The 12,654-nt window shown below is 55.3% G+C and carries 15 protein-coding genes; 13 read left to right on the top strand and 2 right to left on the bottom strand.

The features are described from left to right. Positions 1 to 133 precede the first annotated feature (133 nt). Complete coding sequence (locus tag RW092_RS03840) at positions 134 to 1,576, top strand: sensor domain-containing diguanylate cyclase (RefSeq protein ID WP_316009585.1); 1,443 nt, start codon at positions 134 to 136, stop codon at positions 1,574 to 1,576. Positions 1,577 to 1,588: 12 nt separating this feature from the next. Here the strand turns inward: RW092_RS03840 and RW092_RS03845 are convergent, their stop codons facing one another. Further along, a complete protein-coding gene (locus RW092_RS03845; RefSeq protein WP_316009586.1) occupies positions 1,589 to 2,080 on the bottom strand; it encodes a CcdC family protein in 492 nt (163 codons plus the stop codon). Positions 2,081 to 2,251: 171 nt separating this feature from the next. Here RW092_RS03845 and RW092_RS03850 point away from each other — a divergent pair, with 171 nt between their 5' ends. From RW092_RS03850 to RW092_RS03880, 7 genes are all read left to right on the top strand, one after another. Then, positions 2,252 to 3,775 (top strand): beta-propeller fold lactonase family protein, encoded by a 1,524-nt coding sequence (locus RW092_RS03850; RefSeq protein WP_316009587.1) that lies wholly within the window; start codon positions 2,252 to 2,254, stop codon positions 3,773 to 3,775. Between the two features lie 134 nt (positions 3,776 to 3,909). Beyond that, entirely contained in the window at positions 3,910 to 4,053 is a 144-nt protein-coding gene (locus RW092_RS03855; RefSeq protein ID WP_176222469.1) for a hypothetical protein, read from the top strand. 297 nt (positions 4,054 to 4,350) lie between these two features. Beyond that, complete coding sequence (locus RW092_RS03860; protein ID WP_316009588.1) at positions 4,351 to 5,427, top strand: sulfate ABC transporter substrate-binding protein; 1,077 nt, start codon at positions 4,351 to 4,353, stop codon at positions 5,425 to 5,427. Between the two features lie 35 nt (positions 5,428 to 5,462). Then, positions 5,463 to 6,293 carry a sulfate ABC transporter permease subunit CysT gene (gene cysT / locus RW092_RS03865; RefSeq protein WP_316009589.1) on the top strand — a complete coding sequence of 277 codons (831 nt, stop codon included), beginning with the start codon at positions 5,463 to 5,465 and terminating at the stop codon, positions 6,291 to 6,293. A gap of 53 nt (positions 6,294 to 6,346) precedes the next feature. Beyond that, a complete protein-coding gene (gene cysW / locus RW092_RS03870; protein ID WP_028539854.1) occupies positions 6,347 to 7,207 on the top strand; it encodes a sulfate ABC transporter permease subunit CysW in 861 nt (286 codons plus the stop codon). Positions 7,208 to 7,306: 99 nt separating this feature from the next. Next, complete coding sequence (locus RW092_RS03875; RefSeq protein ID WP_316009590.1) at positions 7,307 to 7,516, top strand: hypothetical protein; 210 nt, start codon at positions 7,307 to 7,309, stop codon at positions 7,514 to 7,516. A 245-nt stretch (positions 7,517 to 7,761) separates the two neighbouring features. Beyond that, a complete protein-coding gene (locus RW092_RS03880) occupies positions 7,762 to 7,986 on the top strand; it encodes a YezD family protein (protein WP_028539853.1) in 225 nt (74 codons plus the stop codon). Positions 7,987 to 8,122: 136 nt separating this feature from the next. Here the strand turns inward: RW092_RS03880 and RW092_RS03885 are convergent, their stop codons facing one another. Then, positions 8,123 to 9,058 (bottom strand): hypothetical protein, encoded by a 936-nt coding sequence (locus RW092_RS03885; RefSeq protein ID WP_316009591.1) that lies wholly within the window; start codon positions 9,056 to 9,058, stop codon positions 8,123 to 8,125. A 159-nt stretch (positions 9,059 to 9,217) separates the two neighbouring features. Here RW092_RS03885 and RW092_RS03890 point away from each other — a divergent pair, with 159 nt between their 5' ends. The 5 genes from RW092_RS03890 to RW092_RS03910 form a co-directional block, all read left to right on the top strand. Continuing rightward, complete coding sequence (locus RW092_RS03890; RefSeq protein WP_051417101.1) at positions 9,218 to 9,667, top strand: GNAT family N-acetyltransferase; 450 nt, start codon at positions 9,218 to 9,220, stop codon at positions 9,665 to 9,667. 98 nt (positions 9,668 to 9,765) lie between these two features. Next, the gene (locus RW092_RS03895) at positions 9,766 to 10,572 is read left to right on the top strand and encodes a sulfite exporter TauE/SafE family protein (RefSeq protein ID WP_406879023.1); all 807 of its coding nucleotides are present in this window, start codon (positions 9,766 to 9,768) and stop codon (positions 10,570 to 10,572) included. 1 nt (position 10,573) lies between these two features. Continuing rightward, positions 10,574 to 10,951 (top strand): DUF1634 domain-containing protein, encoded by a 378-nt coding sequence (locus RW092_RS03900; protein ID WP_016313680.1) that lies wholly within the window; start codon positions 10,574 to 10,576, stop codon positions 10,949 to 10,951. A 144-nt stretch (positions 10,952 to 11,095) separates the two neighbouring features. Further along, positions 11,096 to 11,764 (top strand): NAD(P)-dependent oxidoreductase, encoded by a 669-nt coding sequence (locus tag RW092_RS03905; RefSeq protein WP_016313679.1) that lies wholly within the window; start codon positions 11,096 to 11,098, stop codon positions 11,762 to 11,764. A 22-nt stretch (positions 11,765 to 11,786) separates the two neighbouring features. Then, positions 11,787 to 12,654, top strand: an 868-nt coding sequence (locus RW092_RS03910; RefSeq protein ID WP_316009592.1) for an NAD(P)H-hydrate epimerase, incomplete at its 3' end; no start/stop codon positions are given.

A 12,654-nucleotide genomic window follows, 5' to 3' on the forward strand; every position in this document is an offset into this window, starting at 1 on the left:
TGCTGAATTCCTTTTAATTATGCTCAAAACACCCTGACTTTTTCAGGGGAAACTACCTAGGAAAAGGATTGCACCCCTATCTAAAATCGAATATGTTTAATTATGACATGTATCGAAAAGTAGGAGGGCGTTGATGCGCGTAAAGTATAAAGTGGCACCCCAGGTTTTTGACATCCCCTACAGCCCAAGGCAGCGAAAGTGGGCGATCATCCTCTCAGTTTTCATTACCGTCGTGTCGTTGATTACATTACCGTTTGGAATGATTGAACTTCCACATAAAGATCAATATTTATCGGCCATTGTTGGCTGCATTATTTTCGGCAATTTGTTAACCGCCATTACCATGTATAGTCAGTACCGAGCTTCCGGTCTACCGGCTTTGCTAGTTATCTTCTGCACTTATTTGTTCGGCTGTTTCATGTCACTCTTGTACGTCTTGACCTTTCCGAGTCTCTTCATCAACATCGCGGATGTTGAAGCGATTAAGGAGCAAACGGCGGGATGGGTGTGGGTGATGTGGCATGTGGGAATTACCCTGGGGATCTGGGGATATGCCTTTGTAGGTCGAAAGTGGTCTGCTCCCTTAAAGTCGAAGAAGCAGATCGTTCGATCTGGCACGGCGGGCATTGTCATTACCTTGTTCCTTGTATTTTTTTCATATAAAGCTTCGATGCTTGCCGTTCAGAGGCTGCCGGATTTTTTTTATAATAATGATTTATGGCAACTCAAAAATTTGATGATTGGCCCGATCCTATGGGCTCTTAATATGTACGCATTGTTAGTGTTAAGGGTGAGAGTAAAGAGGCAGTCGGTGCTGCACTTGTGGCTGTCTGTGGCAATGTTAGCCTTGCTGATGGAGGTTACGCTGGAGTTATGGGCCGGCATGCGCTTCACGCTTGGATGGTATGTGGCTAAAATCAATTCCCTGATCTCGGCCACCATTGTGCTCTGTGCGATTGTTAACGAGGTGAATCGTTTATTCATCCGACTGTCGGAGCAGCATCGGCAGTTGATCGAATCGGAGGAGCAGCTTGAGGTGGCTAACGAACAGCTGCTTCGGTTAACCAATCTGGACGGGTTGACAGAAATCCCTAACCGGCGGAGATTGGATGAGATCCTCGATAGGGAATTGCAAACTCCCGAGGAACGAAGCAACGCGCTATCGCTGCTCATGATAGATATTGATTATTTTAAAGACTATAATGACTATTACGGACATCAAGCTGGGGATCAGGTTCTTAAAAAGGTTGCACAAACGATCTATGCTGCGGCGAAGCGGGAACGCGGGTTTGCGGCCAGATACGGCGGTGAGGAGTTCGTCGTGATCCTGGCCGGTCACCATGCGCAGCAAACGTTAGAGTTGGCGGAACGGCTGCGGGGAGAGGTGGCTGCCTTGGCGATCGAACACCACAGGTCGAAAGTGGACAACTGCGTCACGATCAGTATGGGAGGTTACTCCTTGTGCCCGCACGAACCGATGACGTCGGAGGAATTGATCTGCCATGCCGACGATTGTCTGTATCAAGCGAAGGCAGCGGGGCGCAATCGAGCGATTGTGAAGGGAGGCTGCTCCTGAACCACTTACGGTTCAGGAGGCAGTGGAGCTCTTGGTCATTGCCCGGTACTGCTTGAGCATAAACAGCCGCCAGCGAATGATCATGCCATAAGCGAGCAGGAAGAACAGCGCTGCGGTTTGCATGACGGAGACGTATTGTTCTACAGCCTCATGCAGCAGGAGACGGACAACTAGCAGACCAATCAGAATGAAGATAAAGCTGCGGGAACGTTCCGCGTAAATTTCGCCGCCGATGTTCTCGAACTTGGTTGTCCGAATCAACGGATAAGAAAAAAGAAGCCAGCCGAAAGCAAAGGCAATTATGCCCCACAGAATTGGAATATGCGTCTCCGGTACAACGAACATGAAAAGACCGGTTGTCATTCCGAACGGCGGGATAATGATTTTCTTCACCGTGACAGGTCGACGACTGGCTTTCAGACGGATAAACAGAACAGCGACGGCCATGGCCATCGCACCAACAGTAAAGGCGATTTGCATATACGAGGGATTCATTAGGTTCATAGAGGTTCCCTTTCTATAAGTGTAGTGTATAGTATGTATGTGTTGAGTTATTAGCAATGAGTAATTAGCGATAATGATATAACGTGACTAGCGAACAGCGATTCGCGAGAACATTATAACATACTCGTCTGCACTTGTTTCAAACTTGGTATGGGAAGGGGAAGAAGGAAGATGAATAGTGAATTAACAGTCGCCGTTCATTGCTTGTTGTATTTAGATTCCAAGCAGGATCGCATGGCCAATAGCGAACAGATCGCTAGCAGCGTTGCGACCCATCCAGCCCGCGTACGTAAGGTACTCAGCCTGCTGCGCCGCCATGACCTCGTAACGACAAAGGAAGGAGCCCGCGGCGGGTATATGCTAAAGTGCGAGCTTTCGCACGTGTCCCTCGGCGACTTGTATCGCATCTTCGCTCAAGGATCGCTGCAACCCAACTGGTGTTCCGGCAGTGAATGCTCTTCCTGTAATATTTCCTCGAACATCCCTGCCGTGATGAACCAAATCTACAGCGGGGCAGAGAAACAGGTGGAGATGTTTTTTGATCGGCTTCCATTGTCTGAAGTGAAGCAGATGATGGATAAATTTGAGAAAGAAAGGGAAGAGAAATCGGTGAGCAAGGAAGCGAGGCAGCACTGGTACTTTTTTGTAGGTTCCTATGCCGATCGCGGGGAGCCGGGAATTTATCTCTGTGAGCTGCAGAGGGACACCGGCGAAATGCGGGTTATCCACGAGACTGCGGGTCTTACCAACCCTTCCTTCGTGATCTTCGATCCACAGGGGATGCGATTGTATGCGGTAAGTGAGCAGACTGAAGGGCAGGTCGCTGGATTTACGGTTGATCCGAAGGATGGGAAGCTGGCGATGCTGCACAGCGAACGGGCAACGCTGGGGGCCGACCCGTGCCATCTGGCTTTGAAGTGGGGGCGGGATACATTTTTGCTGGTCGCTAACTATTCCAGCGGGCATGTGAATGCCTTTACACTGGAACCGGATGGGGCATTAGGGGAAATGACTGCCCTGATCCAACATGAAGGCAGCAGCGTTAACCAGGAGCGCCAGGAGTCGGCTCATGCTCACAGCATTGTGCCTAGCCATGATGGTCGGTTCGCCTTTGTCTCCGACTTGGGGACGGACCAGATTGTGATCTATCGGTTGGAGTGCGGGCGGCTCTTTAAGCATGGCGTAACCCACTTGCCGCCCGGGGCAGGTCCACGGCATTTCGTGCTCCATCCATCAGAACAGTTTGCGTACGGCATGAACGAGTTGAACAACACGATGACGGCGTATACGTTCGATCCTGTGGAGGGACGGCTTGAAGCGATCCAGCACGCCAGCTCGCTGCCGGATGATTTCCAAGGGGAGAACTACCCGGCTGATATCCACTTCTCGCCGGATGGACGTTACGTCTACGGATCGAACCGCGGACATGACAGCATTGTACGTTTCCGTATCGATGAGCACACCGGTCATCTCGTAGACCCGGAATGGACGAGTGTGGGAGGCAGTTGGCCGCGGAACTTCGCCGTCCTGGAGGACTATGTGTTGGTGGCCAATCAGTACAGCGGCAATATCGCCGCCCTGCGGCGAGATCCCAACAGCGGCAGTCTGACACCGGCGGAGCATAGCTTGAAGATCAGCAAACCTTCCTGCATCGAGCCGCTGCCGGTGGACTTTGCGGCGGGTACGCCAAATTAGAAATTAGATAGTAAGAACATCTACGCGGACGAGGATCCGATCCAGACACCCGAAGGCCAGCATTTGCCGGTCTTCGGGTGTTTTTGCATGTGCGTCTGGAACCCCTCTTTGGTTGCATACGGTGCTGTTGTAACATGATTACGCCAACTGCACTCAAGCGGTTGAACCGCCGTATACCGAATGGTACGTACGGTAGAGTGGAAGGTCGGCTGCTCGATTTTAGAGTAGCCTCCTATCCGATTGGCGAGGAAGAAGATCCGCTGTTTACGCTGGAGTAGGTGCCGGCTATAAGGCAGGCTTATAAATAAATTGCTTTTTTTGTATAAAAAGGTTTGACATTTCCGGGCTGACCCATTTAAAATAACACCATAGCATACTAAACAGGTAGGAATAATTAAAAATGTTCTCACCGTACGGACGGAGGAACGCTCTACTTGCCTTGGCAGACACGGGTAGTGGCTCGGTTTGACCGTTGGGGGTGGGGCGTTTCTCCGTTTTCCATTGTCCAATGGGTTGCTGCGGTGGAGATCTGCCCTGCCCTAGTAAAGCGAGAAAAGAGTATGGGGAGTGATACGATGAACAGAAGGTTGAAGCAAGGGGTTCTAGTGAGTCTGGCATTAATGATGATTGGAGTTCTGGCAGCTTGCTCGTCCAATGCGAGCGGCGGCAACGATGCGGCCAGCGCGGCAGCCGGCAATTCCGGCGGCGGGGAAAAGCCCAAAGCGGTGGAGCTGCTGAACGTATCCTACGACCCAACCCGGGAATTATACGAAAATTATAACAAGGCCTTTGCGGCATATTGGGAGAAAGAAAAAGGACAGAAGGTCACCATTAAGCAGTCGCATGGCGGGTCAGGCAAGCAAAGCCGGGCTGTCATTGACGGGTTGAAGGCCGACGTGGTAACTCTGGCGTTGGGATACGACATTGACGCCATTGCGGAAACCGGGCTGATTAATGAAGGTTGGCAGCAAAAGTTCGAATATAACAGCTCGCCCTACACTTCTACGATCGTATTCCTAGTTCGTAAAGGCAACCCCAAAGACATTAAGGATTGGAACGATCTGATCAAGGATGGCGTTGAGGTGATCACGCCTAACCCGCAAACCTCCGGCGGGGCGCGGTGGAATTACCTGGCGGCTTGGGGATATGCGCTGCACCAAAACAATAACGACGAAACGAAAGCACGGGAGTTTGTGCAAGAGCTGTTCAAGCATGTTCCGGTTCTCGACAGCGGGGCGCGCGGCGCTACAACGACGTTCGTAGAACGCGGACTTGGCGACGTGCTGCTGGCTTGGGAGAACGAAGCCTGGTTGTCCGTGAAGGAGCTGGGGCCGGATAAGTTCGATATCGTCTATCCGTCGGAGAGCATACTGGCCGAACCGCCGGTTGCCGTGGTCGACAAAAATGCAGATGCTAACGGCACTCGCGAAGTGGCCGAAGCTTATTTGCAGTACCTGTATTCGGAAGAAGGACAGAAGATCGCTGCGGAAAATTACTATCGTCCAACGCTGGACAGCGTTAAGGCGGAGTATGCCGACAAATTCCCGGAGATCAAGCTGTTTACAATCGAGGAATTTGGCGGATGGGCAGAAGCCCAGGCGAAGCATTTTAATGACGGCGGCATCTTTAACCAAATTTACCTACCGCAATAATACGAACCGACCGTAACGAATCGGAGGCGAAGACTATGCACAGTAGCACTGCAAAGCGCGGTGTTCTGCCCGGCTTCGGGCTGACGATGGGATTTAGCGTGCTGTACCTCAGCTTGATCGTGCTCATCCCGCTTTCCGCCTTGCTGCTCAATTCTACAGGACTAACCTGGGAGAAGTTTTGGAATATCGCCACCGACCCGCGCGTGCTTGCTTCATACCGAGTAAGCTTTGTGACCGCGGCGGTGGCCGGACTGATCGATGCGGTGCTTGGGCTGCTGCTGGCCTGGGTGCTGGTCCGGTACGATTTTCCCGGCAAAAATATTTTTGATGCCATGATCGACCTTCCTTTTGCCCTGCCGACGGCGGTGGCGGGGGTTTCCTTGACTGCGATCTACTCAGCCAACGGCTGGATTGGTTCCTTGTTCGAACCGCTGGGGATTCGCATCGCCTTTACACCGGCGGGCATCACGCTTGCGCTGATGTTTATCGGCATTCCGTTTGTGGTGCGCACCGTACAGCCGGTGCTGCAGGACCTGGATGCCGAAGTGGAGGAGGCGGCAGCTACCCTTGGGGCAAGCCGCTTCCGCACCTTCCGCCAGGTCGTGCTGCCGGAGCTCCTGCCACCGCTTCTAACGGGGTTTGCGCTCGCGTTTGCCCGCGGCATCGGCGAATACGGCTCCGTGGTCTTCATCTCCGGCAATATGCCGATGAAGACGGAAATCGCCCCGCTGCTGATCATGTCGAAGCTGGAGCAATTCGACTACGCCGGAGCGACGGCAGTTGCACTGATGCTGCTGCTCATCTCGTTTGTGCTGCTGCTGCTCATCAACACGTTGCAACGTCGGATTCGCAAGACCGCACGCTAGGAGATGGAGAACGCTCGAAAAACGCCAATCGCAATCGATAGGGAGGGAAGAGGATGGCTGGTTCTGTGCCATTAGCTGCAAGCAAGCCGACGGCCCCGCGGAAGCAGGTGGGCCAAGGCTCGGGCGTCATCAAGTGGGTGCTGATCACAGCAGCCGTACTGGTCCTGCTGTGGCTCATCGTATTGCCGCTTGCCGTCGTCCTGACGGAGGCGCTCAAGAAAGGTTGGGACGTCTACATCGCAGCCATCCGTGACCCGGATGCATTATCCGCATTGCGGCTGACGCTGCTCGTCGCTGTGATTACCGTCCCGTTGAATACGATCTTTGGAGTGGCTGCCGCTTGGGCGGTCACCAAATTTAAATTTCGCGGCAAGCAGGTATTGGTCACCTTAATCGACTTGCCGTTTGCCGTATCGCCGGTCATTGGCGGTCTAATCTACGTGCTGGTTTATGGCTCGCACGGGTGGTTCGGACCATGGCTGGAGGAGCATCATATCTCGATTATTTTTGCCTTGCCGGGCATCATCCTGGCGACGTTGTTCGTGACTTTCCCGTTTGTTGCCCGTGAGCTCATTCCGCTGATGGAGGACCAGGGGCAGCAGGAAGAAGAAGCTGCTATCACGTTGGGAGCTCGGGGGTTCCGGATCTTCTGGAAGGTCACGCTGCCGAACATCAAATGGGGTCTATTGTACGGCATTGTTCTATGTAATGCGCGAGCGATGGGAGAATTCGGCGCGGTTTCCGTCGTCTCGGGCCATATCCGGGGAGAAACGAACACCTTGCCGTTGCACGTGGAGATTTTGTATAACGAGTACCAATTTTCTGCGTCGTTTGCCGTGGCATCCCTCTTATTGCTGCTGGCGCTGGTGACCCTGCTGCTCAAAGGCTGGTTCACTCGCAAGAGCAGCCATTAGGGAGACCGTGGCTAGCTAAGGACCAGAGATACGCAGGTTGCGCAGGCGGAGCTGGGGAGAGTTACAGCGGGAAAGCGCGGGGAGAGTCTGCGGTGTGAGATGAGGGAATTGAGGGATGGCTTCCAAGGCAGCGGTTCCGCAGAGGCCGAAGGCTGGAGCCGGTTTGGGTGCGAGCAGGATCCTATGGAGGAACCGTGCGACGGCGAACCTATAGGGGCGAACCATGGGGCTAGTTCCCGGAGCGGGGACCAGGAATCTGTGGGAACGGACTCCCATCCCGTGGGTCTCGGCTTCTGTCTCACCTTCTAACGGAACGTAACGCCCTTATTCGCCGATTTCCCGAACATTTCCCACTGTAACGGAACCAAACGACCTTATTAGGCCCAAAAGTAGAGAGAGAACAGAAATTGCTCGAAATAAGGCCTTCTCGTTCCGTTAGCTTTAGAACCACCCGCGAAACGTACAAATAACGGTGCTAGGTTCCGTTAGAAGTGTGAATACCAGCGTGAACTGTTAATTTACCTATATACCTAAACCAGGGGAGGGGTAGGGGGATGGCGAAACCATTGCAAGTCGATGAAATTTGGCTGGAACGGATTGCGGAGCTGCTGAGCGGCATGGAATTCGGTTCGTTAAACATCGTTGTCCATGAAGGTCAAATCGTGCAAATGGAACGTACGGAGCGCAGACGTTACGAGTTGAACCCGGGCAATGCCTCCAGGGCTGCCGGAGCTTCCCGTCATACGGCCAAACCTTTACGTGAATCTAGACAGCGTTAAGGTTAAGCGGGCCGGGTGCCTGTCTCTACAGGAATCATTAACATCAGAAACATCACCCTAATTTAAAAAACAACCCCGATTCCGGGCGGTCAGGCCGAAGGCCTGTCCCGCCTCAAGGAATCGGGGTTGTTGGCGTTTATTGCGTCGTTTCGCCCTCGCCGCCCTTAGGACTTGGCGACTGCACGGCTTCGGAGGAGACGCCGTCTGAAGCCTGCGGGGTCATCGGCAGCGGATCATGGCCGACATACGGACGGGCCCTCCTCGGTTTGCGGCTGTTGAGGCGAAATCCGCCGAGAAACAGGAGCAGCTGGGCCCCGAGCAGATATGGGGCCAGCCATGAAGCAGCCCAATGTCCGACAGCCAACACGGCGATCACGGCGCCGAGCAACCGAGCCGGTACCGCATTCACATGCCGGTTCCGTCCGCCCAGCACGGCCAGGGAAAGCGTTAGCAGCGCAAACCAACTTGAGGTCAGTTGCATCCATCCGATCGCCAGCTCCCACGCGTTTCCGCTTTCTTCAGCGCCGGATAGACTGGTGTCCAGCAAGCGCCACAACCATAGCAGCGAGATAAAGAAGGCGGCGGCGAGTACTCCTGGCAAAACGGGGCGAAACATACGCCATAGCCAGCTCCCCCAGCCAGGCCCTTCCATGTGGCGGAGGAGCTTGTCCCGTTCGGCGATCAGCGTCTCGCTCTCCCGCTCAATGGTTCTCAGCAGCAGAGGCAGCCGGGAGGCGTCGTCGTCCTCGATGTAAGCGGCGATTTGCGCGAGCACATTTTCACTGACATAAGGCGCAGCCCGGCTAGCCAGCAGCTTGTCCCGCAGGGCGCTGGGGTCCGCGGGCGTTGACGAAGCGGATTCCGTTGCAGACATCAACGATCCTGCAGCCGCCGCATAGCGTTCCAAGGTCGAGTTGACGTAATCCAGCCGGATTCGCTCATCCCGAGCCATTTGGTTGCGTGAGGTAATATAAATTGCAAGGAACGCAGACAATGCCAGAAAGGCAGCCAGCGCGGCATGATCAGGGCTCTGTAGCCAGGTAACCCATTCCGACAGTGACACGGTGATCACCCTTTCCATATTCCTCCTTTCACTATTGCACAGGAGGCGTTCGGATTCAAGCTTGAGTCAGGAGTTTTGAAAATATGTTATACTTGAAAATTGGTGAAAACTTACACAAAAAATCAGCGGGCGGAGGGAAACGGTATGAATGAACAACCCGGGGCAGACATGAATGGACAACCCGGTGCGGGGAGGAATGGACATCCTGCGGCAGAGGTGAAGATCCGATACGAAGCGCCTGAAGTTGCGGATTATCTGAGGCTTCGTGAACGTGCGGGAATGAGTCCGCGCAGCGCGGAAGGAGCAGAGATTGGCCTAAGAAACTCCATCTTCGCCGTCTCGTTATATGATGAAGCAGGATTAGCGGGGATGGGAAGAGTTGTGGGCGATGGCGGCTGCTTTTTGCAGGTGGTGGACATTGCCGTACGCCCGGATCTTCAAGGCAAAGGCCTTGGCACAAGGATCATGAGCGAAATTATGAGGTTTCTGGAGCAACAGGCACAGCCTCAAACCTATGTCAGCCTGATCGCGGATGTGCCAGCAGATAAGTTGTACCGGCGTTTCGGCTTTGAATATACCGCTCCTGGCGGACTTGGGATGTATTGGAGACAACGATAACATGGAGCATGGGAAGGCTTGCAACGGATGGAGCCCTCCGGTGAGAAAAGGGCAAAGGAGATGCCATCGGAGTGACTACAACAGTCATTGAAATTTTTATGATCGCGATTTTGGCAGGGATCGTGGGTTCGATTCTTGGATTGGGCGGCGGAATTATCGTGACCCCCGCGCTGACACTGCTGTTTGGCGTGGACATTAACCATGCCATTGGGGCGAGCATCATTTCCGTCATCGCCACTTCAAGCGGATCGGCGGTGGCGTACATTCGCGACCGGATCACCAATTTGCGGGTCGGTATGTTTCTGGAGATCGCCACGACGGTCGGGGCGATTACCGGAGCGTTTATCGGGGCTTGGATAGCCCCGCAGTTTTTGTATTTTATTTTTGCCTTGCTGCTGCTCTACTCGGCCTATGCCATGATCAAAAAAAGCAAACAAGAGGTGCCGGAAAACGTTCCGCTGCATCCGGTAGCCCAAAAGCTGGGGCTGCAAGGGGAGTATTATGACAAGGCGCTGGGCAAGACCGTGGCCTATAACGTAGACCGCGTCTATGAAGGCTTTGGAGTCATGTACGGTGCAGGCGTTATTTCTGGGCTGCTCGGCATTGGCAGCGGGAGCTTTAAAGTGATGGCGATGGACGTGTTTATGAAAATGCCGCTGAAGGTGTCGAGTGCGACCAGCAATTTTATGATGGGCGTTACGGCGGCGGCTAGTGCAGGGATCTATTTGCTCCGCGGGGACATTATTCCGGTAATATCCGCTCCCGTCGCCTTGGGCGTGTTGATCGGAGCCACCGTCGGTTCGCGCTTGATGCAGCGCATGAAGAGTAAAACGATTCGCAAGCTGTTTATTCCCGTCATGGTATACGTGGCGTTCCAAATGATCTATCAAGGATGGAGGGGCTGACATGGGCGACCATAACGAGACAACGCAAAACCGCACCTTTGAGATTGAGACGGCCATCAGCAAAATGCTCCGGGTTGGCGTGATCCTCGCTGCCGCTGTGATCGTAATTGGGCTCATCCAGTTTTTGGTCACGGGCGACAGCGGATACCCGGGGGATACGTACCCTACCAGCTTTGGCGCGATCATGTCCGGCTTGCTGGCCTTGAAGTCGGTTGCGGTCATCCAGACCGGTTTGCTGCTGCTCATTTTGACGCCGGTATTTCGGGTGTTCGTCTCGCTCTTTTTGTTCTGGGCGGAGAAGGACTACCGGTACGTAGTTATTACTGCCATTGTGTTTATCATCTTGATCCTGAGCTTCGCTTTGGGGAAGGCGGGCTAAGGGAATCAGCGGGAATCTGGGGCTTTCTGACCGCGCGGCGGGGGAAGCCCTTTTGTTTTTGGACTTGCGGGGGCAGGATGATTATAATGTAAGCAGCAAAACTTGGGAATCGCATCCAACAGCGAAGAAAGGGCGTACCGATAGATGAAGATCGTATTATTTGGCGCAACGGGCATGATTGGAAAAAGAATCGCGGTGGAGGCGCTGCAACGCGGACATGAAGTGACGGCAGTGGTCAGAGATCCGGCGCAGGCGGCCGAAACGGGGGTGACTGATCTCGTTCCGACGGATTCCAAAAGGGCCGGGCATTTGATCCGGAAGGAAGGGGATATTTTGGTCCCCGATTCCATCGCCCGGCTGGTTCAAGGACAAGACCTTGTGATCAGCGCGTATGGGCCGCGCTTGGGGGAGGAGGACGAGCTCCTGGAAGCCACGCGTTCGCTGATTGAAGGCGTAAAGCGCGGCGGTGTCCGCCGTCTGATCGCTGTGGGCGGAGCAGGCGGCTTGGAAGTTGCTCCAGGTGTGCGGCTCATGGACACGCCCGAGTTTCCGGAGGAGGTGCGGCCGTTGGCCCGGGCCCATGAAGAAGCGCTGAACCTCTACCGGGCGTCGGACCTGGAGTGGACGGTGTTAAGTCCGCCGGCGCTGATCGAGCCCGGGAAGCGCACAGGGATGTTCCGCTTAGGGTTAGACCGTCTGGTCGTCGACGAACGGGATCAGAGCCGGATTACGGCGGAGGATTACGCAGCAGCCCTTCTGGACGAAGCGGAGGACCCGTATTATATCGGCACCCGTTTTACCGTAGGGTACTAGGTTAGATGGGGGAGGAGAACCAGTGAAATTCGTGACATCCGAGCAAATGCGTGCCGTCGACCGCTATGCGATTGAGCAGATCGGCATTCCGGCGGTCGCGTTAATGGAGAACGCCGGGCGGGCGATTGCCGAGGAGGTGCTGCTTTTTTGCCGGCAACGGCGGGAAGGGCGGCTGCCGGAGCGCCCCGAGGAGACGATCCGCGAGCGTCCAGCTGGTGCGGACAGCTTGGACCGGGATCTGGGCAGCCCGCCAGCGTGGCCGGAAGAGCATTGGCTGATTCTCATCGGCAAGGGAAATAACGGTGGCGACGGCCTGGTGTGCGCCCGCCATTTGGTGGATGCGGGCGTTCGGGTGAGCCTGCTGTACGCCGAGGAGCCGGAGCGACTCGGCGGTGAAGCCGCGCTGCAGCATGCGATCGCTGCAGCGCTGGGGCTGCCGGGCGAGGTGTACACGCCCGGCGCGGTGGCGGCGGCCCGATCCCGCGGGGTGACGGGGATCGTGGACGCGTTGCTGGGCACCGGGGCGAAGGGAGCGCCCCGGGGGGCCTACGCCTCCCTGATTCGGGAGGCGAATGAGAGCCGGCTGCCGATCGTGGCAGCCGACATCCCCAGCGGGCTGGATGCCGATACCGGCGCGGTCCACGACCCGTGCATTCAGGCCCGGATCACCGTCAGCCTCGCCTTCTTGAAGGCGGGGCTGACGCAATATCCGGGCGCGAAGGCCGCGGGGGACGTGATCGTCCGCTATATCGGCATTCCCCGCGCGCTTCCGCCGGGGATGGCGGAAGCCGGGGTGCTGCTCACCGAGGAGGCGCTGCGCGGCGAGCTCGGGGTGGACCCGGGGCGGCGGCGCGAAGCCGACGGGCACAAGGGCACGTACGGGCACGTGC

Origin of the sequence: Paenibacillus sp. 3LSP, assembly GCF_032465655.1 — a bacterium.
GTDB lineage: Bacteria > Bacillota > Bacilli > Paenibacillales > Paenibacillaceae > Fontibacillus > Fontibacillus barengoltzii.

What these genes read in the sequence shown, in the direction of transcription:
- RW092_RS03890 (WP_051417101.1), top strand. Translation starts at nt 9,218, where the DNA reads ATGAATGGACAACCCGGTGCGGGGAGGAATGGACATCCTGCGGCAGAG.
- RW092_RS03880 (WP_028539853.1), top strand. Translation starts at nt 7,762, where the DNA reads ATGGCGAAACCATTGCAAGTCGATGAAATTTGGCTGGAACGGATTGCG.
- RW092_RS03840 (WP_316009585.1), top strand. Translation starts at nt 134, where the DNA reads ATGCGCGTAAAGTATAAAGTGGCACCCCAGGTTTTTGACATCCCCTAC.
- RW092_RS03860 (WP_316009588.1), top strand. Translation starts at nt 4,351, where the DNA reads ATGAACAGAAGGTTGAAGCAAGGGGTTCTAGTGAGTCTGGCATTAATG.
- RW092_RS03845 (WP_316009586.1), bottom strand. Translation starts at nt 2,080, where the DNA reads ATGAACCTAATGAATCCCTCGTATATGCAAATCGCCTTTACTGTTGGT.
- RW092_RS03855 (WP_176222469.1), top strand. Translation starts at nt 3,910, where the DNA reads ATGATTACGCCAACTGCACTCAAGCGGTTGAACCGCCGTATACCGAAT.
- RW092_RS03905 (WP_016313679.1), top strand. Translation starts at nt 11,096, where the DNA reads ATGAAGATCGTATTATTTGGCGCAACGGGCATGATTGGAAAAAGAATC.
- RW092_RS03850 (WP_316009587.1), top strand. Translation starts at nt 2,252, where the DNA reads ATGAATAGTGAATTAACAGTCGCCGTTCATTGCTTGTTGTATTTAGAT.
- RW092_RS03895 (WP_406879023.1), top strand. Translation starts at nt 9,766, where the DNA reads ATGATCGCGATTTTGGCAGGGATCGTGGGTTCGATTCTTGGATTGGGC.
- cysT (WP_316009589.1), top strand. Translation starts at nt 5,463, where the DNA reads ATGCACAGTAGCACTGCAAAGCGCGGTGTTCTGCCCGGCTTCGGGCTG.
- RW092_RS03900 (WP_016313680.1), top strand. Translation starts at nt 10,574, where the DNA reads ATGGGCGACCATAACGAGACAACGCAAAACCGCACCTTTGAGATTGAG.
- RW092_RS03875 (WP_316009590.1), top strand. Translation starts at nt 7,307, where the DNA reads ATGAGGGAATTGAGGGATGGCTTCCAAGGCAGCGGTTCCGCAGAGGCC.
- cysW (WP_028539854.1), top strand. Translation starts at nt 6,347, where the DNA reads ATGGCTGGTTCTGTGCCATTAGCTGCAAGCAAGCCGACGGCCCCGCGG.